Here is a 25197-nt window from a genome sequence, read left to right on the forward strand (position 1 = left end):
TGCGAAGCAAGCCCATCCCACAGCGGCGGCACTTCCGCCTTGGCGGCAAAGCCGTTCATCGCTTCGGCAAATCCGCGCAAAATGTCCTCGGGATTCATTCCCACCAATCGGTTCGTCCCCATGGTCACGGTTATCGGGCGTTCGGTATTCTCGCGCATCGTCAGACAGGGGATCTTTAGAAAAGTTGTTTCTTCTTGAATACCGCCCGAATCGGTGAGCACCACCTTGGCACAGCTCATCAGACGGAGGAAGGGAAGGTAGGCTAACGGTTCAACGATGCGAAGGTTCGTCAGCTCATTAACCCATTTCTCCATTCCGAAAGCGGCGATCATCTTTCGCGTGCGCGGATGAATAGGGAATACGATCGGCAGCTGCTGCTGAATCTCCGCCAGCGCACTGAAAATCTGCCGCAGCACTTCCTGATTGTCGACATTCGAAGGCCGGTGAAGGGTTATCAGAGCATAGTTGCCGGCCTCCACTTTCATTTCATTCAGCACGTCGAGTTCCGCAGCTTTGTGCAAATGTTCGATCAGCGAATCGATCATGACGTTGCCGACAAAATAGATTTTGTCGTCAGCCACGCCTTCCCGTTTGAGATTTTCAACGCCGCTGGGTTCGCTGACGAACAGCAGATCGGAAATTGCGTCCGTTACAATGCGGTTGATCTCTTCCGGCATGGTGCGGTCAAAACTGCGCAGACCGGCCTCTACATGAGCGACCGGCACCCCCATCTTGACGGCAGCCAAAGCCGCGGCAGGCGTCGAATTGACGTCGCCGACCACGATCATCAGATCGGGCTTTTTTTCCTCAACAAACTGCTCGATGCGGATCATGACCTCGGCCGTCTGACGGGCATGTGAACCCGATCCGACGCCTAAATAAATGTCCGGTTCAGGCAGCTGTAGGTCCTCAAAAAAAGCCTTTGACATTTTTTCGTCATAATGCTGGCCGGTATGAATCAGAAGGGGCTTCAGCTTTTTGGAGCCGAGCATACGACGATGGATAGGGGCGATCTTCATAAAATTTGGTCTCGCCCCCACAACGTTGGCAACGATCATAAATGATGTGTCCTAAAAACGCACTCCGGAACCGAGCTTGGTGATCTTTTCGTTGTTTTTGATATTTTTGGTCAAGTTGCGGGTATCGACGATGGCGCGCGCGTGCTTGACGATAAACTCCGGATCATAGACCGAATGATCCGTAGTGATGACCACCACATCCGGAGCCTGCAGAGTTTCCGGTGTCAGTTCAATGGAGTAAAAATCGCGGCCGTCGACTTTAACATGCGGGACGTAGGGATCATTAAATGAAATATCCGAAACGCCGCGCTGCATAAGGAACTCCATAATCTTCAAAGCCGGCGATTCGCGCGTATCGTCCACATTCTTTTTAAAGGCAACGCCCAGAATCAATACTTTGGCTTTTGTGAACGGCACGCCGACATGGCTCAAAGCACGGCGAATAAGGCCGAGCACGTAAAACGGCATGTTTTCGTTGGTTTCCGCCGCCAATTCGATGAATTGAGTATGAAAGTCATATTCACGCGCTTTCCACGAAAGATAATAAGGATCGATCAGAATGCAGTGGCCGCCGATGCCCGGCCCTGGGTAGAACGGCATGAACCCGTAGGGCTTGGTTGCCGCCGCCTCGACCACCTCCCAAATGTCGATGCCGCCCATGCGGTCGCAAAGCCGCGCCATCTCATTCACCAATGCGATATTGACGCTGCGAAAGATGTTTTCCAACAGCTTTTCCATCTCGGCGACTTTGGGTGAAGAAACCGGTACCACCTTGTTGATGATCTGCTGATTGGCAAGGCAGGCCATCTCGGTGCACAACGGCGTCACACCTCCCACAACGACCGGTGTGTTGGCGGTCGTAAACTGCTTGTTGCCGGGATCGATGCGCTCGGGAGAAAAGGCAAGAAAAAAGTCCTTGCCCACTTTTAATCCCGTCCGTTCCAAAATCGGCTGAACGATCCCCTCCGTGGTGTCGGGAAACGTCGTGCTTTTAAGAATAATCAACTGGCCGGATCGAAGTCCTTTGGCGATGGCCTCAGCCGAGTCGACGATATAGCTGATATCGGGTTCTTTATTCTTGGTGAAAGGGGTCGGCACGCAAATATAGATCACGTCCAGCTCGGAAACGCGATCGTATGAGGTTTCGGCTTCCAGTTTTCCTTCGCGCACCGCCTTCTCGAGCTTGGCATCGTCCACATCGGCAATATAATTAACGCCTTTTTTAAGGTTGTCGATTTTCCTTTCATCTACATCGATGCCCAGCACCCAAAAACCTTTGTGAGCAAACTCTACCGCCAGAGGCAAGCCGACATAACCCAAGCCCACGACGCCGATCTTTGCCGTCTTGTTCTGCAGCTTTTCTTTCAGCTCCATACCGCCTCCGTCTCATAATTCACGTTTATAGTGCTTTTTATAGAATTCAAGAAACTCGCCGCTCTTGAGCCTTTCCCACCACCACCGGTTTTCTACATACCATTGAATGGTGAATTTCATGGCTTCCTCGAAAGAGTGTTTCGGCTGCCAGCCCAGAGAGCGGATTTTGGCAGTATCCACGGAATAACGGCGATCATGGCCGGGCCGATCCTCTACAAAAGTCTTCAAGCTTTCGGGCTTGCCGAGCACTTTGAGGATAAAGTCGGTAATTTCGATGTTCATCCGCTCGTTACCGCCGCCGATGTTGTAGACTTGACCATTCTGCCCGTGTTGAATCAAAAAATCAACGGCATCACAATGGTCAAGTACGTAGATCCAATCGCGTACATTTTTGCCATCGCCGTAGATCGGCAGCGGTTTGTCCTCAATGGCATTGGTAACAAATAGAGGGATGAGCTTTTCAGGATATTGGTAGGGGCCAAAATTATTGGAGCAGCGAGTGATGATCACCGGCAGGTTATATGTTACAAAATATGAATACGCCAAGCGATCTGCTCCCGCCTTTGAAGCGGAGTACGGACTGGACGGCTCCAGCACATCAGTTTCTTTGAAAGAACCGGAGGTGATGCTTCCATAGACTTCATCCGTGCTGATTTGCACAAATTTGCGGACGCCGTGCCGTCGAGCAGCCTCAAGCAGCACAAAAGCCCCGTAGATGTCGGTCTTGATGAAATCATCAGGGCTACCAATCGAGCGATCGACATGACTTTCCGCAGCAAAATTTACTACAATGTCGACGTTCGGCATCAGCGAGTTAACCAGTTCGGCATTGCATATATCGCCGTGAACAAAATGATAAGTCGGATTTTTCTCGATGTCGCGCAAGTTGTCCAGATTGCCCGCATAGGTCAATTTGTCGAGATTTATGACCGAAATATCGCCGTATTTTTGGTAGAGGTAACGAATGAAATTGCTGCCGATAAAGCCCGCTCCGCCGGTGACAAGGAAAGTGGTCATCTCCTATTTCCCAAACTTGATTTTATTTTCTGCCTATCGCAATAACATCAGGCAGGATAACTTGTAAACCCTGAAAATGTACAAAGGCGGCGCTATAAAGTCAACTTGAATATTGCTTCTTTTACTGCAACCTTTTTGCCATTTTTCTATTAATGGTTTCTTATTGTCATATTCCTGAAAATCATTAAATTCTTCCATAAATAGTAACTGGTGAGTGCTTATGCAGAAAAATCTACGCATAGCCGCAGCGCAGATCAATGCGGCCGTCGGCGATCTTGAAGGAAACCGTCGCAAAATTCTCGAAATCCTCGAAACAGCAAAGAAAAACAACTGCCTGTTGGTTGCTTTTCCGGAACTCGCATTGACGGGCTACCCTCCTGAAGATCTGGTATTGCGAAAACATTTTGTTGCCGACCAATTGCGCATTCTGCAGGAAATTGCCGCCGCCACTGAGGAGATGGTCGTTGTTGCGGGATTTGTCGATCAGGATGATCAGTTTCTTTACAACAGCGCTGCAGTTCTACAGAAAGGCCGCGTGCAGGCTGTCTACCGTAAAATCCATTTGCCGAATTACAGCGTTTTCGACGAAGAGCGCTATTTCGAACCCGGACGCGAGCCGATGGTGCTGCAGGTCGACACGGTTAAAATAGGGCTGAGCATCTGCGAAGACATCTGGATCCCTGCAGGCGTCGTCGAAAGCGAGGCGTTCCAAGGCGGAGCGCCCATACTGCTGAACATTTCTGCTTCTCCTTACTCTTTGGGGAAAATTGAAACGCGCCGCCGGTTGCTGCAGTCCAAAGCGCAGCTCTGTCAGGCTTATATCGTCTATGTTAATCTCGTCGGCGGCCAGGACGAGCTGGTGTTCGACGGGTCCAGCCTGTTCGTCTCGCCGGACGGCGAAATTTTGCAGGAAGCGGCCTCCTTCGCAGAGGATCTGATGTTTTGCGACATCGCCTTGGAGGCGGTCGAAGAAAAAAGAAAAGGAAACTATTTCGTTAACATGGCCGCTTCCTTTAAATCGCCGTTCGCAGCCTGGAAAACGATCACCCTGTCGTCAAAGATTGACCGGCCTGTACCCTTGCCGAAGGCAACAATGAAATCCATTGCCGACGATGAAGAGGAGATTTACCAAGCGCTCGTACTCGGACTTCAAGATTACGTGCGTAAAAACGGTTTTCGGAAGGTGGTTTTGGGATTGAGCGGGGGCATCGACTCGGCGCTGGTTGCGGCACTGGCCGCCGATGCTTTAGGTGCGGAAAACGTCATCGGCATTACCATGCCCTCGCAATTCAGTTCAATCGGCAGCGTCCAAGATTCAAAAAAGCTTGCTGAAAATCTCGGCATTCAATTGCTCGAGCTTCCCATCACAAAGATATTTTCGAGCTATTTGGAGCTTTTAAGCGAAACCTTTAAAGGCCTGGAACCGGACATTACCGAAGAAAACCTGCAGGCAAGAATTCGCGGTAATCTGGTGATGGCGATCTCGAACAAGTTTGGTTGCCTGGCCCTCACTACCGGCAATAAGAGCGAGGTCAGCGTCGGTTATTGCACTATTTACGGCGATATGGCCGGCGGCTTTTCGCCGCTGAAGGACGTTTTCAAAACGATGGTGTATCGGCTGGCGGAATACCGAAATCGTCGCGCTGGGTTCGATCTTATCCCGCGGGCAATAATCGAAAAGGCTCCTTCCGCCGAGTTACGGCCGAATCAGACGGATCAGGATTCCTTACCTCCTTATCCGTTGCTCGACCAAATTTTACAAAAATACATCGAGCAGTCGAAAAGCGTTCAGGAAATTGTTGCAGAGGGGTTCGATGAGGAAACGGTGCGTCGTGTAGCCAAAATGGTGGATATGAGCGAATTCAAACGCCGCCAGGCTGCTCCGGGCATCAAGATCACGCCGTTGGCTTTCGGCAAGGACCGACGTATGCCGATCACTAATCTTTATCGTGTTTAGCAGCGCTTTTAGAGATTTTGTTTCAAGACGTCCGCTCTCCCCCTGACAAATCCGTAAGCATAATAGCACAGAATCGGGAAGGTGAGCGGGCTCACCAACACAAATTTGAGAAAATCAAACGGGCTGTAGCGCAGCAGCCGAAATCCGATGGCGGCCATGCGTGCAAAAGGCAAAAGGACAATCAAGACCGGATAGTCAATAAAAACTTTGCCTTTCAATTGGTATTTCCTGCGATTAAATGCCGCACCGTATCCGAGTTCAAACTGATTCTTAAAGATCTTTGACGGTCGCGTTCGATTGCGGTGCCAGATAACCGCTTTGGGTTGATGAAACAATGTTTCGCCGTTCTTTTTGAGCATTCGACAATAGATACTGTCGCTGCCTTTGATTTGATCAATAAAAAGACCGTATTTTTGAACGATTTCCCGCTTCAGACTCAGATTGCCGGTACCAAAATGGGAATTGCGGGTTGTTTCAAAAGGTTTTAAAAGATCACTGCACTCCAACAAATAATCGATCGTTCCCCACAGACTCCACGAAGTCCCATTTTTTACCCGGCCGCCGACGACTGCATAACCGCGCCGGTGCGATTCAACCAAATATTTCAACCAATGCCTATGGACAATGCAATCTGCATCCGTGAAAGAGAAAAATTGCCCTTTGGCTTCACGAATCCCGTAATTTCTTGCCGTACCCGGGAAAGCACGTTGCTGCAGCTCAATGACGCGAATCTGGGGAAAACGATCGCGCAAGAGCGAGGCCGTATCGTCGCCGCTTGAATCTACAACAATGACTTCATATTCAAATTCGGTTTCTTGGTTAAGAACTGAGGAAACGGCATCGAAAATATATTCTTTGTTTTTATAGGAGGGTATGATAACAGAGACCAAAGGTTCAGAGCTCATAGTTCCTCGTTTGGATTGGGATATACATGAAGGTCGGATTATTGCTGGAGCGTACGCCGGTAAAGGAACGGTAAAGAGAAAAAACAAGTGCACCCACAGGGACTCGAACCCCGAACCAACTGATTAAGAGTCAGCTGCTCTACCTGTTGAGCTATGGGTGCAAATCGTGAAGGCGGCGGGAATCGAACCCACGACCGACGGCTTAAAAGGCCGCTGCTCTACCTAGCTGAGCTACGCCTTCCGGCGGATAACAATATAAAAATATTTCAGATTTTAAGCAATAAAAATCCGCTGTTTTAGCGTTCTATTCGAATAGTCTGCCGCATTCTTTGCTTCAACTTTGGGTAGAGCATTGATACGGCTGCTGCCTTTATCAATGCGGATGGAAAGAAAAAAATCGTTCCGGCTTTCAACGCCTGATCCCAACCTAACTTTTGGTGAATAATGAAATCGAAAACGGCTTTCAGCCACAGGGAACCAAACAAAAGGTGAATGATCTGCAGGCCTAACAAAGCAATTGTCAAGGAAACAAATCGCAGATTGCGTTGAAATATACGGGAAGAATAATAAGCAAGGACCGGAAGACCGATGAGATAACCGAACGTCGGTTGCAATAAATAATGAGGGCCGCCGCCTCCGGCAAACACCGGTAGTCCCAATAATCCCAACAGCAGATAAACGCATTGGCTTGCCGCAGCCCATTTAGGGGGAAGAAGGGAGCCCGACAAAAGCGTGAACAGCGTTTGGAGGGTCATCGGTACCGGATAGAAAGGAATTTTAAGCCAAGCACCGACCGCCGTCAAGGCAGTCATAAGCCCGGAAAGAACCATCATGCGAACGAACCAACCCATACTTTTTTATTTCCACTTTCGCCTTGCATTTACTCTTATCCTTGCCTACATTTTTTCAAAATTAGAGCAAACATGATAAAGTTCGTACGACTATTTGCACCTTTCGGACGTAAGGATACAAGGTTTCTCCTGTTTTTTTTGGCGCTGACACTGGTCCGGCCTTCCATTGCATCCGAAAAGCTTCTTCACAGATTTGACCTTCACTATTGTTTTGTTCATTCGCCATACGGACTTCCGCCCGTCAAAGTTGCCGTGCGGCCCAAAATCGGACTTGCTCTCAGCGGCGGCGGCTTGCGCGGCATTGCCCAAATCGGCGTTTTACAGGTATTAGAACAAGAAGACATTCCCGTCGACGTCATCGTCGGCACCAGCATAGGCGGCGTCATCGGCGGACTCTATGCGTCAGGTTATTCTCCCTCCGACCTTCTCGAAATGGCGCGAACCGTTGACTGGGGCTCGGTGTTGTCGGATGCACCGCAAAGGTCCAACCTTTTTCTGAGCGAAAAAGAAAAGCATGGCCGCGCGCTGTTAAAATTCCGTATAGAAAACGGCAATCTCGTCGTTCCTGACGCCTTAACTCCGGGCCAAAAGATCACCCAAATCTTTACCGAGCTGATCCTCAATGCGCCCATTCACGGCGACTCGTTCGATCGTCTTCGTTGTTCGCTTGTCATTGCCGCAACCGACATGCTGACCGGTTCCCAGGTGCTTTTGAAGCAGGGCGATCTGGCACAAGCCATGCGCGCCACTATTGCGTTGCCTTTGTTGTTTGCCCCTGTCGAGCTTGGTCAGAGCCTTTTGGTCGACGGCGGCGTGGTCAGCAACATCCCGGTAAACGAAACCCGTGGCGCCGGGGCGGATTTGGTGATTGCCGTCGATACCACTTCGCCTTTACGGCCCCGCGATGAAATCAACGCACCATGGGAAATTGCCGATCAAATTACAACAATCATGCAGCAGGAACAAAATCGGCGTCAGCTCGAACTCGCAGACATAGTCGTTTCCTTTGCCGATGTGGCCTCGCACTCTTCCAATTATGCCGCCATGGAAAGCCTTTTTCAAGAAGGCGTTAACAGAATGCGGGAACAAATTCCCAAAATCCGCCGGCTGCTGGTGCAGCGAAGCTTTGCCGAGCGCGACAGTATTGTGCTAATCGATGAGATTAAATGGGCAAACCCCGCTTCAAGAGCTCAAGAAGAGATTGAAAGAGATTTTCCTTTCTCCACGAGCATGAGTGAAATCAATTATCTCCTTCACCGGCTGTTTGCTTCCGGAGATTATGAAAGATTGTCTGCTGATCTGGTGCGCAAAGACGAGCACACCGTTTTGATTATTCACGCCGAAGAGAATCCCATTCTCAAGGATATCGTCATTTACGGTGCTTCAATTTTTCCGCAGGATTCTTTGAAAAATGCTTTTGCCGAAGCATTGGGGCGTCCCTACAGCAGCCGCCGTATGGAAAATGCCGTTGCTCGCCTTCTTACTCAGTATCGCGAAAAAGGTTTTTCATTGACGCGAATTGACCGTGTCGTTTTTGACAAAGAACAAGGAATCGCTGCCGTCTATCTGTCCGAAGGACTGATCCATGAGCTTTCCATAACCGGCTTGAAAAAGACCAAACGCTATGTCGTCGATCGTGAGCTTGCCGTTCATCAGGGCGAGTTTTTCCGACTCGACCGCGCCCGCACCAGCCTGGAAAACATCTTTGCCTCAGGACTTTTCCGCGCCGTTAATCTCTACGTAAATAGCCGTGAAAATCTTCATCGAGTGGAATTCCGCCTCCAGGAAAGGCCTTCGACCATGCTGCTTACCGGCGTAAGGGTGGATACCGACCGCGGCGCCAAAATCTTTGGCGAGCTGGCGGATGAAAACTTTAACGGTACCGGCAATGATTTGACGATTCATCTGCAGTACGGCGGAAAGGATTTTAAAACCTTCATCGGCTATACGGCAGATCAGATATTTCAAAGCCTATATACCGCGCGCGTCAACTTTCATCATTATCAATCCGAATACTTTGCTTATGAAAAGCTTCGCCGAACCGGAAGATACCTCCGCATCGCTTCAGGAATGGATGCAGAGCTGGGGCGACAGATCGCCCGCTTCGGCGCCTTGTCGGCTTTGCTGCGCATGGAGGAAATCGATTTGGATCCGCTGGGCGGCTACGGCTATGACACAGGCAGCCTGCGCATCAATACGCTGGGGTTCAAGACCGTGGTCGATACTCGCGATCAAGTCCCTTTTGCACACAGCGGCAAACATCATGTCTTCTTTTATGAAATTTCTTCGGGCCGATTTCTGGGTGCGGATATCTCTTTTTTTAAAGTCATGAATCAGCTTTCCACCCACAATCCCATCGGCAAAGCCTGGACTTTTTCGCCGAAAATCATTTGGGGGACCTCGGACATGACCACGCCCTATTCCGAGCAGTTTCGCATCGGCGGGCGCAGCTCGTTTCCCGGACTTTACGAAGGGCAACTTTGGGGGCGACAGATGTTCCAAGCCGGCGCCGAACTTCGCCGAGAATGCTGCCGCCTCGCTTCAATGCCCTTCTACCTGGCCGTTCAGTTCAATACCGCAGCGGCTTGGAACCGCTTCGAGTCGGTGCAGCGATCGGATTTCATTACCGGCTTTGCGGTCGAAGCAGCCGTCAAGACGCCTGCCGGGCCTCTACAGCTTACAATTGCCAAAGCTTCTAGACAGAGTCCAATGCTGCATTTCTCTGCCGGATTTGAGTTCTAATAAGGCAAGTGTTAAAGAAGGCCTTTTCTATAGGCCGACGCATCAAGATCTGGTGCTTGATCGCGTCGTTCCTATATCATTGAGTTATCATCCCCCGAAAGCTTCGATCCTATGACCGGCTGATAATTGAATTGCTGCCGAACAAAACAGCCTCTTTTTGCCGTCTTTTTTGCCGACTCAGGCTTTCTTTAACGACTCTTCCGGTGCAATCAAGAGCTTGGCTATAACATCTTTTTGTGCCAAAGCAATAATTACCTCCCCGACAGCCGCACGATTGGCGACTTTGAGGCCGGAAGCCTTGATCTTTTTCATTTTTCCGCTTTTAGAGATAATGAGAAGCATTGTCTTTTCATCGGCTTCCAAAGCCGCTGCGATCGTGCCGGTTTTATCGGATATTTTATGAGTAATGACGCCCTTGCCGCCGCGATGAATCAGGGCATATTCCTTTAAAGGCGTCCGTTTCGCATATCCGCGCTGCGTTATGGTGACCAGAAAACCGTTCGGTCGCGCCACTCTAACCAGCGCAATCACTTTATCACCGTCCTCAAGCGTAACTCCGCGCATACCGCCTGCCGCCAATCCGGTATCGCGAACTTCCTGGTCGGAAAAACGTATTGCAAATCCGCCAGCCGTTACCAGGACAATCTCGTCCTCGCCGCTCGTTTCCACAACGCCCGCCACTCGTTCCCCTTCTTTGAGCGAAATGACCGACAAACCGCCCTCTTTGGGTTTGGAAAGCGAAGCCAGTTGAACTCTCTTGACTTGACCGTCACGGCAGGCCAAAAACACGAATTTTCCCTCTTCGAATTTGGTTTCGATCACTCCTATGATCTTTTCGTCATTCTGTAGTGAGAAAAGACGCGCTAACGGCGTGCCGTTGCCTTCGGGGGAAACCATCGGGATAAAGCTGGTGCGCAAAGGATAGCAATTGCCCAAATCGGTAAAGAACAAAAGGTGCCGACTGTTGGTCGAAACAAAGATTCTTTCAACAAAATCCTTATTTCTCTCCGCCTTTAAAGCTTGCTGTTCATGCAGATAATCAGCCTGGGACCAGCGCCGGATCCAATTGTCGTGAGTGAGGGTAATGATGAATTCTTCTTCCTGCATCAACTCTTTGATGCTTTTGCTTACTTGGGATTTACCAATAATCTGCGTCCGTCTGGGGTCGCCGAATTTTTTCTTCAGCTCGATCAGTTCTTCCTTGACGACCTGCATGCGCAGCGCTCTGCTGGCCAAAATAGCCTTTAAACGCTCGATAAGTTGAATGATCTCGCGATACTCCTGTTCGATCTTTTGTCTCTCCAGGCCGGTAAGCCGTTGCAGGCGCATATCCAAAATGGCCTGCGCCTGAATTTCAGAAAGCTTGAAACGCTTCATCAAATTGGTGCGCGCCGTATCCACCGTTTTGGACTTTTTAATAATTGCGATTACTTCATCGATATTGTCCAGTGCAATGATGTATCCTTCCAAAATATGGGCGCGGCGTTCAGCTTTGTCCAGTTCGAAACGGCTGCGGCGTAATACGACGTCGTGACGAAAGCGAATGAACTCGGTCAGCATGTCCTTCATGGAAAGGACCTTGGGCTGACCATCGACCAAGGCCAAAAGGATGACGCCGAACGTGCTTTCCATCTGAGTGTGGGCATAGAGGGCTTTGAGGATCTTTTCGGCAGAGACGTCTTTGCGCAATTCAAATACGATGCGCATGCCCTCGCGGTCCGATTCGTCACGCACTTCCGTGATGCCGTCGAGCTTTTTCTCGCGCACCAACTCGGCCACCCGCTCCAAAAGCGCGGCTTTGTTGACCTGATAGGGGATTTCAGTGACGACGATCCGTTCGCGGCCGCCGCGCATGTCTTCAAAATGCGCTTTTGCGCGGACAATGAGCTTGCCTCGTCCAGTTTTGAAATATTCGTCGATCTCCTCGTCGCCGAAAATCATGGCGCCGGTCGGAAAGTCCGGCCCCTGAATGTACTTGCGCAAGGCTTCGGCCTTGAGATTGGGTTGATCGATCAGCGCGACCAGCGCGTCGACCACTTCGCTGAGGTTATGCGGAGGGATGTTGGTCGCCATACCCACGGCGATGCCGGACGACCCATTGACCACCAGGGTCGGCAGCAGCGAAGGCAGCACCGAAGGTTCCTGCAGCGTATCATCGAAATTGGGAACGAAATCGACGGTATCTTTGTCGATATCGCGCAGTACCTCTTCGGCAATGGGAGCGAGCCGAGCTTCGGTATAGCGCATCGCTGCCGGCGAATCTCCGTCAATGGAGCCAAAGTTCCCCTGGCCGTCCACCAGAGGATAACGCAGAGAAAAGTCCTGTACCATGCGCGCCATGGCATCATAAATGGCGCTGTCGCCATGAGGATGGTATTTGCCGAGCACCTCGCCGACGATACGCGCGCTCTTTTTATAGGCCGCCGTAGGCCGCAGCCCCAGTTCCAACATTCCGTACAGAACCCGACGATGGACGGGTTTGAGGCCGTCGCGCACGTCCGGCAAAGCCCGAGCCACGATAACCGACATCGAATAGTCGATATAAGAGTTCTTGAGCTCCTCTTCAATTAAAACCGGAATGATCTTTTCATTGACCTGTTCCATGATGTTCCTGCATTATATTCGTTTCGGACCGGCTTGGCGAAACCGTGTAGGTTAATGTCAAAAGTCCAAGGTCAAATGTCCAAGTTGCGCACGTATTTGGCGTTTTCTTCGATGAACTGTCGGCGCGGCTCTACCTTGTCGCCCATCAGTTTGGAAAAAAGAATGTCGGCCTCAAAAGCCTCATCAATGGTCACCTGCAGCATGGTCCGATTAAGCGGGTCCATCGTTGTGCGCCACAATTGCTCGGGATTCATTTCACCCAAGCCTTTGTAGCGCTGGATTTCGATCTTTTCCTGACCGTTTTTGTTCAATTTCTTAAGCAGTTCTTCCTTTTCGTCGTCGTCGTAGAGATAGTACTCATCCTTGCCGTGTTTAACGCGGTAAAGCGGCGGTTGGGCAATAAAAAGCCGTCCTTTTTCGATGATCTCCCGCATGTGGCGGAAAAAGAAGGTCAGGAGCAGGGTACGAATGTGGTGGCCGTCGACGTCGGCGTCGGTCATGATGATAATTTTGCCGTAGCGCAATTTTTCGATGTCAAAGTCGGCGCTGCCGATGCCGGTACCCAGAGCAGATACGATAGTGCGGATCTCTTCATTACCGAGCATTTTGTCGATGCGCGCTTTTTCGACATTGAGAATTTTTCCGCGCAGAGGCAGGATGGCTTGAAAACGACGGTCGCGTCCCTGCTTGGCGCTGCCGCCTGCCGAATCGCCCTCGACGATGAACAGCTCGGTTCGTTCCGCTTCCCGCAGCGAGCAGTCCGCCAGCTTGCCCGGCAGACCTTCGCTTTCCAAAGCGCTTTTGCGACGGGTGAGCTCCTTGGCTTTGCGCGCTGCTTCACGGGCATGCGCCGCCTGCCGGCACTTTTCGATGATCCGTCTGGCCTGCGCCGAATTGTTTTCCAACTCGCGCATCAGCCGTTCGTTGACGATCGACTCGACGATGCCTCGCACCTCGCTGTTGCCCAAGCGCGTTTTGGTTTGACCCTCGAACTGCGGTTCCGCCACTTTGACGCTGACCACCGCGGTCAAACCCTCGCGCACATCGTCGCCCGTAAGCGGAGGATCATCGCTCTTTAGCAGTTTGTTCTTAAGGGCAAAGCTGTTTAACGTGCGCGTGAGCGCCGTTTTAAATCCGATCAGATGCGTACCGCCTTCCACCGTGTGAATGTTGTTAACGTAAGAATAGGTGTTTTCAACGTAACTGTCGGTATAGTTGATGGCGATCTCGACGCTAACGCCTTCCCGCTCGTCGGAAAAATAGATCGGCTTGCGCAGCAGCGAGTCGCGATTTTGGTCAAGATATTCAACGAACGCCGCCAAGCCGCCTTTATAGCGAAAGACCTCTTCTCTGCCTGTCGCCTCTTCCCGAATGGAGATCTTGAGGTCCTTGTTCAAAAAGGCAAGCTCGCGCAGGCGTTCCGATAAAAGCTCGAAACTGAATTTGCGTTTTTTAAAGATCTCGCCGTCGGGCAAAAAACCGACTTTGGTGCCGGTAGATTTCCGGCGGCCGACGACGCGAACCGGTGTGGTCGGCTCGCCTCTCGAATACTCCTGACGCCATACCTTTCCGTCCCGCGCCACCTCCACCCATAGCCACTCGGACAGCGCATTGACGACCGAAACGCCGACGCCGTGCAGTCCCCCGGACACTTTGTAGGCTTTTTTGTCGAACTTGCCTCCCGAATGGAGAACCGTCATGACGATTTCCAGCGCCGACTTGCCGTACTCCGGGTGTTCGTCGACCGGGATGCCCCGACCGTTGTCTTCGACAATGATGCTTCCGTCACGGCACATCACGACTTCGATTTCAGTACAAAAACCGGCCAGCGCCTCATCAATGCTGTTGTCGACAACTTCGTATACGAGATGATGCAGTCCGCGTACCGATACATCGCCGATGTACATGGCCGGCCTCTTGCGCACGGCATCCAGACCCTTAAGGACCTGGATTTGACTGGCATCATAGGTTTCCGGAGCTGGAGTGTTCTGATTCATATTCTTCTTTCAGAAAAAACGAATGTCCTTAATCACGCCCTCGCCGAGCTTTTCGGCAATCTTTTGCAGAATCAGGGGTTTTTGAAAAAGCAGCTCAGTCCGCCAAGTCATTCCTGCGACTTTGACGTAGAGAATCCCGTTATCGACGCGGTCTGCCTGAGCGATGCGCGTCAGCGTCGGCCCGACGATCTGCGGCCATATCTCCAGCACGCGCATCTGATCGACCTTTTTTTCAAAGCCGAGCTCGCGAAACAGCGACTCGATCGCCTCGCCGAGCGATTTGGGATCACGCCCCATCCTCGGCCCTCACCTGTCCGTTTTCGATACGATAGGCGGCGGCTTGTTCCCAATCAAGACCGGCCTGCCGAGCCCATAGAAAATCCAGACTTGTACCGGTAATGAAAATCTGAGCCGGCGCGTCGAACAAGGCAAGCGCTGCGGCGCTTCGCTCGCGATCCAATTCGGAAAAGAGATCGTCGAGCAAAACAATCGGGCTGGTTCCGGTTCGATTGCGTAAAATCTCCACTTCCGCCGCCTTGAGACTAATTAGAGCGCTTTTATGCTCCCCGGCTGATCCGAACTTGCGCAGCTCGACATCGTCAATCCAAAAGACGAAATCATCGCGGTGCGGTCCTACGAGCGAGACTCCTCGGCGAATTTCCGCCTGTCGAAACCTTTCCAGTTCGCGACGAAAAGCCTCCTCCGGTGCCTTTTCATTATATTCAGCATTCGGCTGATAAAGGATTTGCAACTTCATGCGATTTCCGCTTATGCGCCTGTAACAGGACTCCAGTACCGGATTCAGCTCATCGACCAGCTGCCTGCGCGCCCGCATCACTCGTACGCCCAACTGAATCAACTGCTCGTCCCAAATTTCCAGCTGCTCGTGCACATCGCGACGCCCGGCTTGAACAGCCGAAAGCACGCTGTTTCGCTGACGCAGAACATGATCGTACTGCTTGAGATCTTCAAGGCCGCTTCGTGAGGTCTGCGATAGCAGCATGTTGAAAAATCGTCGTCTTTGCTGCGGGCTGCCGGCAGTAATTTCCCGATCGCCTTCCCAAAGGCAAGCCGCCGGAAACTCCCCGGTCAATGCGGAATAGCGCTGCAGCCGTTTTTCATCCACGCTGATCTGCTTGCCGGAAGACTTTTCGTATAGAACCGCAACCCGCCGCACGATCGATTTTTCATTTTGAAAAAATCCTTCAATAAAATATCCCGTCCCGCCGAACGGAACGATCTCCTCATCTTCATGCGTGCGGAAACTCTTGGCCAGGCAAAGAAGATGAACGGCTTCGATCAGATTCGTCTTTCCCTGTGCATTATCCCCAAAAATAAAATTCAAGCCGGGACTAAACTGCAGGCGCGCCGCGCCAAGATTGCGGAACTTGTGGACCGCCAACTCCTGCAGGATCATCCGTTATGCCGACTCCCTATTCGGCCTCTTCGCTGATGCGGATCGGCATGAGCAGCATCAGAATGTCTTCGTTTTCCTGCTGTTCCGCCGGCCGAATGATGGCGGCGCTGTTGCTGTCCTTCAATTCGAAAACCACTTCATCCGTATCGATATGCCGGAGAATGTCCAACAGATAGGCCGAGTTGTAGCCGATCTGCATGCCGTCATGCGAAAACTCGACCGGCATCGATTCCTTGGCTTCGGCACCGAATTCGATGTCTTCCGAATAGACGGTCATTTCCATTGGGGATATGACCAGACGAACCTGGTTGGTGAGCGAACTGGAAAAGATGGAAACGCGGCGCAGAGTGGAGATAAACAGATCGCGATTCAGACGCAGCCGCTTGTCGTTATCCACGGGAAGGACGCGCTCATAGTTGGGGTAAACGGCATTGATCAGCTTGGAATAGATGATGGTTTTCGGCAGACGGAAGAGCACATGATCCTTGCCGACCTGCATGCCCACTTCTTCGGCGTCGTCCAGGTTGCGCAGCATCAAATTCAAAGCTTTGGTCGGCACGATCATCTTGAGCTTCATGTCCGAATCGGCGGCTTGAAAATTCATGCGCTTGATCCGCGCAAGACGATGGCCGTCCGTTGCGACAAAGACCAGATCGCCGTCAACCAGTTCGATGTTGATGCCCGTCAGCGCCGGCCGAAGTTCGTCAGTCGAAACGGCAAAAATTGTCTTGTTCGTCATCCGCGCCAGGGTTTCGCCTGTCAGGGTGAGAACCTGTTCGCCTTCTTCGACGATGATGTTGGGGAAATCTTCCCGCGGCTGCACCGAGATTTTGTACTCGCCTTTGTCGGTTTTGAGTATGATCTTGTCGCCGCCGTCGGTGCGAATATTGACCGGAACTTCGGGAAGCTCGCGCACAATCTCGGCAAAGAGTTTGGCAGGAACCGCAACCGCTCCCTCTTCATCACTGTCGACGTCCACCGAGGTTGTCACCGAAATCTCGAGGTCGGTGCCGGTCAGCTGAAGTTTGCCTTCCTTTAGTTCCATCAGCAGGCAGGTGAGAATGGAAATCGTCGTTTTTTGCGGCACGACGCCCACAACTTTATGGAGCGCTTCATAAAGGTCAGACTTGGCAATAGTGAAATTCATGGTGCCTCCACAGTTTTCCAGGTCAAAATAACGATTATCAATCAATTATTCAAGGCCGATGCTTTTGCCGCCGCCCTCTTTTAAAGAAGAGCAATCTCGATTTTATTTTTAATGTTTTCCACCTGCTCGCGCACCTTGGGATCTTCAAGCATCAGCTGTTCGATTGTCGATACGCCATGAATGACGGTGCTGTGGTCCCGTCCGCCGAAATGAAGCCCTATCGTCTTGAGCGAGCTGTCCGTCATCTGTTTGCACAAATACATGGCAATTTGCCGCGCCATGACGATCTCCTGCTTGCGGGTCTTGGCGCGCAGCAGATCATCGGGAATATGAAAGTAATCGGCAGTCGCCTTTTGGATGAACTCGATGCTCACCGCCTTCATCTTGGGCAGACAGATATCCTTCAGCAGCCGTTTGGCTAAATCCAAAGTAATATCCTCGTCGTTTAGAGAGGCGTAAGCCAACAAACGAATGAGAGCGCCTTCCAACTCGCGAATGTTCGACGTAATGTTGGTCGCTATGAATTCTAAAATTTCGTTCGACAGATCGAGGCCGATTTCCTCCGCTTTGGCCTGAAGAATCGCCAGCCGCGTTTCCAAGTCCGGTTGTTGAATATCGACGACCAATCCCCATTGGAAGCGGGAAATCAGGCGTTCTTCGATTCCGTTCAATTCTTTCGGCGGCCGATCCGACGAAAGTACAATCTGCTTGCCGCGATTGTGAAGGGTATTGAACGTATGGAAAAATTCTTCCTGCGTTCTTCCCTTGTTGCTGAAAAATTGGACGTCGTCGACGATCAGCAAATCGACATTCCGGTAAAGTTCGCTGAACTCGGTTGTCTTGTTTCGCTGAATCGAGTTGATGAACTCCATGGTGAATCGTTCGCTGTCGACATAGAGCACACGCCGAATGCTGCCGTTCGATTTGACGTAATTGCCGATGGCCTGAATCAGATGCGTTTTTCCGAGGCCGACGCCGCCGTATATCAGCAAGGGATTAAAGCTGGTGCCTCCAGGCGATTTGGCCACGGAAAAAGCCGCCGATTTTGCGAACTTGTTGCAGTCTCCCTCGATAAAAGAGTCAAAGGTAAAGCGCTCGTTCAAATTGGAGGCAAAGGTGTTACGCACCGTCGGCGCGGAACGGACCGGACTGAACTGCATCGCCTGCGTCGTCGAATCGACAAGAATGGAATACTGCAGCTTGACCTGATCGCCCAATACCGTCTTTAAAGCGCGGTTCATCACGTCGCTGTAATGGGACTCGAGCCATTCATAGTAAAATTGGCTCGGCACCTGAATCGTCAAAACGTTGTTCTCCAATTTCGTCGCCTTGATCGGGCGAAACCAGGCGGCGTAGCTGTTCTCATCGACCTCGCGCCGCAAGATTTCGAGAATCGATTGCCAAACGGCGCCGATTTCTGCGGACATATTCTTTCCTCAAATTAAATCTGATTTATAAAGTTGAGTACGACTTTCCGGAGCCTTCTTCAAATTATCCACACCAGAATATCAGTTATCCACAAGTACGCGCAAATCCGAAAACAGACCCAACTTTAGCATATAGTAATTTTATGGATCTACTGAATTCGAGTTATCCACAACATCTTGAAGAGGCTTGCCAAACCGCCCCGTGTATTGAAAGGGGATGGCGCGACTTTTCCACATCATGTTTTTCATCCTCTCTTCACTTTAATTTAATAAAGAACGAGATAATATCCAGAATAAATGTGGACAAAATCGCCCTGAATACAATTTTTATTTTCATTTGCGGCAGCAAAAGAATTATTGCTTGATAAAGAGTCCGCCTCTCTCTATATTAAAATCAAACAACCAAAGTTGTGCGTCCTCTGCGGCGCATTTTTTTGTGGAGAGATAGGAATCGTTTTATGGTCATCAAATCAGTAGCAATACGTGCATTCAAGTCGATTTTCGATTTGACGCTGGAAGTAAATCCCAAAATCAACGTCTTTATCGGCGCGAATGAAAGCGGCAAGACCAATTTTCTCAAAGCCATCGAAGCCTTTCGGCCAGACATTCCATACGATTCAAGTCTGACGTGTCAATACTCCAACAATTATTATATGGGCAAATGCCCTGAAATAACGCTCGAGTTTTCAGGCCTGACAAAAGAGAACCGTCACAAACTTGTTCACATTTCCGATGTCTTTAAGGACGTGGAAAGCTTTCAGATCCGCCGCGATGCACCCGAGATTTCAGATTATCACTTGATCATCGGCGATCAGGAGATCGAAAATGTTAATATGGTGCAGCTGCTCAAGGCGCTGCCCAAGATTATTTATTTCAGCAATATTCCCCTGCTGAAAAACAAGGTCGATTACGACAGCCTGATTTCCAACAGCTCGGCTTTCTTGACCGAAAAGAATCTGCTCAAGATCGGCGGCATAGAGGACTATGAGCTGCTTTTTGAGGACAGTACGCGCGGTCGGCGCGCCTGCGAAGAGGCAAGCCGTATCATTACGGAGCAAATTCGCCGAGTATGGACGCAGGAAGACAGCATCGAAATCAAGCTGAACGTCAACGGCCGCGTTCTCTACATTGACTTTGCCGATGCGACCACCGTGCTCGATACGCCGGAATCGCGTAGCCTCGGCTTCCGCTGGTACCTTTCCTTTTATGTCAACTTTATCTCGCAGACCTTTGAGGGTCGTTCGAACGAGTATATTTTCCTTATCGACGAACCGGGCATTCATCTGCATCCGGCCGGACAGAAGGACCTCATCAAGGTTATCGAAGATCTGTCGCTCAAGAATCAAATCTTTTACACGACTCACTCGCCTTTCCTAATCGACCGAGCCTATCCGGAACGCGTTTTCCTTGTCAGTAAGGACAAAACCGGCACCAAAATCGACAGTCGTTCTTATCGCGAAAATTGGCGGCCGCTGCGCAAACAGATCGGCCTGACGGTCAGCGACCTCTTTTTCTTTAGCGAAGACAGTCTGATCCTCGAAGTCCCAACGAAGAAAAAGTGGAATATTTTTAAACGATTCAGGGTGGACGGAGGCGAATGAGCGGCTCATTATGTGATGTGCCCGGCCTCCGCGTCGGGCATTTTCATGATGGGAAGGCAAGGACCGGCTGCACTGTGGTTCTTCCGGACAAGCCGGCGGTCTGCGGGGTGGATGTGCGCGGCTCAGCACCCGGCAGCCGCGAAACCGATCTGCTGCAGCCGGTTCGGTTGGTGCAGACGGTCGACGCAGTTCTCCTGACCGGCGGCAGCGCTTTCGGCCTGGCCGCCGCCGACGGCGTGGTCCGGTTTCTGGCTGAACAGAAACGCGGCTTCGACACAGGAGTAGCCAAGGTGCCTATTGTTCCTGCAGCCGTCATTTTCGATCTCGCCGTAGGGGATGCCCAAGTCAGGCCCAATCCTTCCTTCGGTTACCAGGCCTGCCTGAATGCCGAAGCCTATTCTCAACAACAGGGGCTTGTAGGCGCCGGGTGCGGCGCCACGGTCGGCAAGCTTTTGGGCGTGGAACGCTCATCGCCCGGCGGATTGGGTATGGCATCCATGCGTTTGCCGGACGGTCTGGTCGTGGCCGCCTTGGCGGTCGTCAATGCCCTCGGTGAAGTGATCGACGAGAAAGGGACAATCCTGGCCGGCATTCGGGGTGAAGGCCGAGAATTCATTCCTTCATTAGAGGTGCTCGCCGCTTCCGGACCTTTGTCGTTTCGTCCGCACAATACGACTTTGGTCGTGGCAGCGACGAACGCGCGCCTTACGCGCGAAGAGGCCGTCAAAGTCGCCCAAATGGCTCAAGACGGAGTTGCACTGGCCGTGCGTCCCGCCCACACCATGCTCGACGGTGACATTGTTTTTGCTTTATCTGTAGGAGAAGCGGCGGCGGATGTCAGCCGAATCGGCGCCTTTGCGTGCCAAGTCGTCGCCCAAAGCATCCGAAACGCTGTTCTGGCTTCATTGAAACAGTCTTCCTAAGTTCCGGATAAAAAAAAGCCGCCTCGTTTTCGAGGCGGCTTTTTTGTTTGAATAAATCTTAATTAAAGTTATATCGCAGGCTGACCATCAGGCGCCAAACATCGGCAAAAGTAGCAGTCTGTTCATAGGATTTTGAAATCAACTTTCCGTTGATGTTGCGCAGACGGTACTGCGCTTTGCCTTCCGCATCCGCCGGTCCGCCTTCTTTAGCACTGGGGACGATCAAAGGTTGAGTCGTCACCAGACGTTTGCCGACGCCCCAATCCGAATTCAGCAAATTCGTGAAATTGAGAAAGTCGATACGCAGCTGCAGGGTGTTGCGTTTTTCAAAAAGACTTGCAAAAAGTTCCTGAGTAATGCTGAAATCAGCGCGCCATACCATCGGCAACAGCACGCCGTTGCGCTCGGCATATTTGCCGCGACGAGAACTCAGGTACTTGTCCTGCCGGATAAAGTTTTCCCACGCAATCTCTTGCTCTTGGGCAGTGAAAGTGACGCCCTTATCCGTGTAGGTCTGGAAATTCATTTCCGAGCGATCGCGCGGAATGTAAATCAGGTCGTTGGCTGTGCCGCCGTCTCCATTCAGATCGCCGCTAAAGACATAGCTGGCGGTACCCTGATTGTAGCCGTCCAGAACCAGGGAGAAAGTGGTCGCGCCAAAGTCGAAATACTCGGCGCGGTAGGACACGGCGCCGATAACCCGGTGACCCGGCGAAGTCGAAGCATAGGCTACACCAGGCTTGTTCGGATTGCCGGAATGCGGATTGTTGTTCCAGGAACCGAAAGCGATGGAACCGGGATCGACCGTATTCTTGGAAACACCATACGAATAGGCAACTTTGGCGAACAAACCGTTATTGAACGGCCGCTCCAACGAAGCCGTAAAGTCCCAATAGTAACCGACATTCTGGTTCTTGAGAACGATGGCGTTATCCACTTCTGCATTGATCTTGTTGCTGCCGGTCCAACGCGGACGATCGTCAGCTCCCTTGAACTTTGTGTCCGGATCCTTCAAGTTGGCATTGATGTAATAGATGCCGTTGACGTCGCGGCTGTAAATGATCTCGGCGGTACCGATAAAACCGAACGGCAGGCGCTGGTCGACGGCGATGTTGCTGCGCCAGACCTGCGGGAACTTGAAATTAGGATCGGTGAGCGCCAACTCGTAGCTCTTGGCCGGTTCTCCGGTTACCTCTTTCGGCTTGTACCAATTAGGATCCGGGTTGAACGGCCGGAGGTTGGTATTATCCAAACGTTCGAAACCGGTCAGCACACCGGTGTTGCCGATCTGGTTGGAGATCCAGACGTAAGCAGGTCGACCGGTAAAAATACCCGTGCCGCCGCGCAGCTGCGTGGAACGGTCGCCGGTCACGTCATAGTTGAAGCCTAAACGCGGCGAGAACAGCGGATTGGGATCGGGCAGCTTTTCCGTTTTGTACTGTACAGGATTGCCGTCTTCGTCTTTAAAAGTCAGAGCATTGGCCTTGTAATTCTTGTAGCCCGTATCGCCGAAGAACGGCACGTCCAACCGTAAGCCGGCAGTGATCTGCAGCTTTTTGTTGATCTGCCACTCGTCCTGGGCATAGACGCCGGCGTAAATAACTTTCAAGGGTTGGATCGGCTTAACTTGGCCGGGGATGTTCGACCAGCGGACTTGGAAGCGCCGCAAGGTCACCGGCGACTCCGTACGGTTCGGGTTCTGCAGGTAGCCGCGCGCATCGGTGTAGAAATCATCGAGCGAATTGTAAACATAGACGCTCTGTGAGCCGGGGAAGAACACATTCTCGGACTCGTAGCGCTCAAAGCTGGCGCCGAAAGTCAAGCTGTGCTTGCGCAGGTAGACCATAAAATTGTTCTGGACCTGGAAGCTTCCGTAACGCAGCTCGTTGTTCGGCGTAAACGGCTCAAACCCGAAAGAGGTGTAAACCGAACCGCCTTCCAAAATGTCGACGAACGGGAAGAAAGCGCCTCGCGATTTACGGCTTTCATCATGGTGCGAATAGCCGATGATCAGGTTATTGGCCATGTTCTTGCCGACCATCGCATTCCATTCGCCCACCAGCGAGCGAATGTTTTCCATGATGATATAGTTCGAATTCTGGAAATTGAGGCCCGTCGTATTGCTGCGGCGATTGCCGAAACCCAAAGAAGACGAGTTGGACAGCAACACATCGGTTTCGGAATCGAGATGATTGTAACGCAGGCTTAATTTGTTACGGTCGTTCAAGTTGTAGTCCAATTTGGCCAAGAAACGCATCGACGGGGTGTTGTGGTCGTAGCCCTGATAGGGACCGGTTTCGTAGCCGAAATTGGTGCGCAAAAATTCTCTTAGCTGATCAAGATCAGAGGCTTTTACGCGCGTAATGTTGCCGCCGACCGCCTGGGTTCCATCGTTGGCAACAAACGTGGTTCCCGGTTGAGTGAGCTTGTCGCCTTCATAGTTGACAAAAAAGAAAAGTTTGTTACGGATGATGGGACCGCTTAAACGAACACCGAGTCGGTTGTATTTAAACGTACCCGGATCAAAGTCGACTTCCTTGGCTTTGGTGCCGACCCAATTCTGGTTTCGCGTCTGCGTATAAATCGAACCGGAAAACTCGTTGGTGCCGCTCTTTGTGACGGTATTGACATTGGCTCCGACGAAATTGCCTTGGCGAACGTCATAGGGCGAAATGTTGACCTGCAATTGCTCAATAGCTTCCAACGCGATCGGCGCAACGCCGGTACGGTCGCCAGGCTGCCCGGCCAAGCCGAACGAGTTGTTGAAATATGAGCCGTCGACCGTCACGTTGTTCAGACGGTTGTCCTGACCGGCAAAGGAAAAGCCGAATCCGGCCGGATTATACTGCGGCGTAAGGCGGAGAAAATCCTCAATGCGGCCGGTGATCGTCGGGAGGGTGGTAATGACCTGACGATCAATGGTCGTTGCCGCGCCGGTGCGCGAGGCGCTCAAAATGGCGTTGCGTTCTGCTGTGACTTCCAACTCCTGCACCTGCAGAGCCTCTTCCACCAGCTTGAATTCCATGCGCAGGGTTTGACCCAAGGTAATGTAGACATTTTCCTGCTTTTGCGGGCGGTAGCCGATATAGCTGACCGTTACCGTGTAGGGACCGCCGACGCGCATGCCGGGGATGTTGAAATGACCATCGGCACGGGTGGCAGCGCCGAAAACGGTTCCGCTCGGCACATGCAGCGCCACAACGTTTGCGCCGGGCAAGGGCTCGCCCTTGGTGTCCGTCACCACACCACTCATCGAGCCGGTGGTTACGCCCTGCGCAAACACCAGCGCCGGCAAAAGCGCCGCGCAGATGATCACGACAGCCAGTCTTTGCAGTTTGCTCATAAACTTCCTCCATTTTTAGTTATGGGTTGTTTAGGGTTATTCCCTCTCTTAACAACTCGATTAAATTGAGCTTCGACAACGTGCAGCATGTTTGAATCAATCGTTGCCGATTAAAAAGTAGACATCCCATGTTAATCGATCATAAACTTTTTGAATTTTTCTTATCTTATGCAATACTCTCAATAAAGGTCGACGACTTGACCGCTTCCTGCAAAAAATAACGGCTTTGTTCACCTTCGTTAAACAGCAAATCCAGACCGGATAAATCGGGAATAAAGTTGCCGTATAATTGGTGGTATCGAGGCGCTTCATAGACCAACGGCCAAACCCGGAAACCGCACTTTTCGATCTCATCCGATCGGATCAGGTCGACTTTACTTTGCTCCACGAGATACTCATCACAGCCGGTCTCCTGCAGCCAGGCGATAACTCTTTGCGTACGATCTTTTACAATCGGCAAGGCGGAGGCATCGACTATCGGTCGACTAATTGCCATATTCCGGCATAAAAATAAAAAAGACTCTTTACAGAGTCTGTTTAAAAATTGTTGCGGTTGTTGTAAAAGTTCGTTTACCTCATCGGCAAGATAAAAGTAATAAGGAGAATTTTGATAATTGACCTCCAGCGTACGACAATGGTGCACAACATCGCCTTTGAGCAGCACTTTTTCGATGGGCATACCCTCTCCGCCGATGACTGCGGCCGTTAGCCATCGGGCTCCTTCCGCCGTCTTTATGCGCGCCCGATTTATTGTAGAATGCCTGCTGAACATAAACGTATCCGCCCATACGACGAAATCCGCTGCAGCAGTCTTTGCCAATGTAATGATATCGGCAAAATAGACAGGTTGTATTACGGCCAATTTCAAGGCAG

Annotated in this window: 17 protein-coding genes and 2 tRNA genes; 4 read left to right on the plus strand and 15 right to left on the minus strand. The window is 51.3% G+C overall.

The features are described from left to right. The 3 genes from wecB to rfbB all read right to left on the minus strand — a co-directional run. The coding region (gene wecB / locus ONB24_00005) for a UDP-N-acetylglucosamine 2-epimerase (non-hydrolyzing) (GenBank protein MDZ7314487.1) at positions 1-1019 on the minus strand (1019 nt) is incomplete at its 3' end. A 51-nt stretch (positions 1020-1070) separates the two neighbouring features. Continuing rightward, positions 1071-2393, minus strand: a complete 1323-nt coding sequence (locus ONB24_00010) for a nucleotide sugar dehydrogenase (GenBank protein ID MDZ7314488.1) — start codon at positions 2391-2393, stop codon at positions 1071-1073. Between the two features lie 12 nt (positions 2394-2405). After that, the gene (gene rfbB, locus ONB24_00015; protein ID MDZ7314489.1) at positions 2406-3410 is read right to left on the minus strand and encodes a dTDP-glucose 4,6-dehydratase; all 1005 of its coding nucleotides are present in this window, start codon (positions 3408-3410) and stop codon (positions 2406-2408) included. A gap of 220 nt (positions 3411-3630) precedes the next feature. On the opposite strand from rfbB, the gene ONB24_00020 reads away from it, so the two are divergent. Further along, positions 3631-5367 (plus strand): NAD+ synthase, encoded by a 1737-nt coding sequence (locus tag ONB24_00020; GenBank protein MDZ7314490.1) that lies wholly within the window; start codon positions 3631-3633, stop codon positions 5365-5367. An 8-nt stretch (positions 5368-5375) separates the two neighbouring features. Here ONB24_00020 and ONB24_00025 read toward each other — a convergent pair whose 3' ends face one another. From ONB24_00025 to ONB24_00040, 4 genes are all read right to left on the minus strand, one after another. Continuing rightward, complete coding sequence (locus ONB24_00025; GenBank protein MDZ7314491.1) at positions 5376-6272, minus strand: glycosyltransferase; 897 nt, start codon at positions 6270-6272, stop codon at positions 5376-5378. A gap of 88 nt (positions 6273-6360) precedes the next feature. Next, positions 6361-6433: transfer RNA gene (locus ONB24_00030), tRNA-Lys, on the minus strand. A 6-nt stretch (positions 6434-6439) separates the two neighbouring features. Beyond that, positions 6440-6513: transfer RNA gene (locus tag ONB24_00035), tRNA-Lys, on the minus strand. A gap of 55 nt (positions 6514-6568) precedes the next feature. Continuing rightward, positions 6569-7123, minus strand: a complete 555-nt coding sequence (locus tag ONB24_00040; GenBank protein ID MDZ7314492.1) for a biotin transporter BioY — start codon at positions 7121-7123, stop codon at positions 6569-6571. A gap of 252 nt (positions 7124-7375) precedes the next feature. Between ONB24_00040 and ONB24_00045 the strand changes: the two genes are divergently transcribed. Then, positions 7376-9865, plus strand: a complete 2490-nt coding sequence (locus tag ONB24_00045; protein ID MDZ7314493.1) for a patatin-like phospholipase family protein — start codon at positions 7376-7378, stop codon at positions 9863-9865. Positions 9866-10042: 177 nt separating this feature from the next. Here the strand turns inward: ONB24_00045 and gyrA are convergent, their stop codons facing one another. The 6 genes from gyrA to dnaA form a co-directional block, all read right to left on the minus strand. Further along, positions 10043-12469 (minus strand): DNA gyrase subunit A, encoded by a 2427-nt coding sequence (gene gyrA, locus ONB24_00050; GenBank protein ID MDZ7314494.1) that lies wholly within the window; start codon positions 12467-12469, stop codon positions 10043-10045. A 71-nt stretch (positions 12470-12540) separates the two neighbouring features. After that, a complete protein-coding gene (gene gyrB, locus ONB24_00055; protein MDZ7314495.1) occupies positions 12541-14466 on the minus strand; it encodes a DNA topoisomerase (ATP-hydrolyzing) subunit B in 1926 nt (641 codons plus the stop codon). A 9-nt stretch (positions 14467-14475) separates the two neighbouring features. Beyond that, the gene (locus ONB24_00060) at positions 14476-14763 is read right to left on the minus strand and encodes a DUF721 domain-containing protein (GenBank protein MDZ7314496.1); all 288 of its coding nucleotides are present in this window, start codon (positions 14761-14763) and stop codon (positions 14476-14478) included. Then, positions 14753-15883, minus strand: a complete 1131-nt coding sequence (recF, locus tag ONB24_00065; protein MDZ7314497.1) for a DNA replication/repair protein RecF — start codon at positions 15881-15883, stop codon at positions 14753-14755. The genes ONB24_00060 and recF overlap by 11 nt, the downstream gene beginning before the upstream one ends. A gap of 16 nt (positions 15884-15899) precedes the next feature. After that, positions 15900-17030 carry a DNA polymerase III subunit beta gene (dnaN, locus tag ONB24_00070; GenBank protein MDZ7314498.1) on the minus strand — a complete coding sequence of 377 codons (1131 nt, stop codon included), beginning with the start codon at positions 17028-17030 and terminating at the stop codon, positions 15900-15902. 80 nt (positions 17031-17110) lie between these two features. Next, complete coding sequence (dnaA, locus tag ONB24_00075; protein ID MDZ7314499.1) at positions 17111-18457, minus strand: chromosomal replication initiator protein DnaA; 1347 nt, start codon at positions 18455-18457, stop codon at positions 17111-17113. A 458-nt stretch (positions 18458-18915) separates the two neighbouring features. Here dnaA and ONB24_00080 point away from each other — a divergent pair, with 458 nt between their 5' ends. Together ONB24_00080 and ONB24_00085 are read left to right on the plus strand one after the other, a co-directional pair. Next, the gene (locus ONB24_00080; GenBank protein MDZ7314500.1) at positions 18916-20058 is read left to right on the plus strand and encodes an AAA family ATPase; all 1143 of its coding nucleotides are present in this window, start codon (positions 18916-18918) and stop codon (positions 20056-20058) included. Next, complete coding sequence (locus ONB24_00085; protein ID MDZ7314501.1) at positions 20055-20981, plus strand: P1 family peptidase; 927 nt, start codon at positions 20055-20057, stop codon at positions 20979-20981. Before ONB24_00080 ends, ONB24_00085 begins: the two co-directional genes overlap by 4 nt. Positions 20982-21039: 58 nt before the next feature. Here ONB24_00085 and ONB24_00090 read toward each other — a convergent pair whose 3' ends face one another. After that, the gene (locus ONB24_00090) at positions 21040-24324 is read right to left on the minus strand and encodes a carboxypeptidase regulatory-like domain-containing protein (protein ID MDZ7314502.1); all 3285 of its coding nucleotides are present in this window, start codon (positions 24322-24324) and stop codon (positions 21040-21042) included. Between the two features lie 166 nt (positions 24325-24490). Beyond that, a complete protein-coding gene (locus tag ONB24_00095) occupies positions 24491-25192 on the minus strand; it encodes a WbqC family protein (GenBank protein ID MDZ7314503.1) in 702 nt (233 codons plus the stop codon). Positions 25193-25197: the final 5 nt, after the last annotated feature.

This window comes from candidate division KSB1 bacterium (genome assembly GCA_034505495.1).
GTDB lineage: Bacteria > Zhuqueibacterota > Zhuqueibacteria > Residuimicrobiales > Krinioviventaceae > Fontimicrobium_A.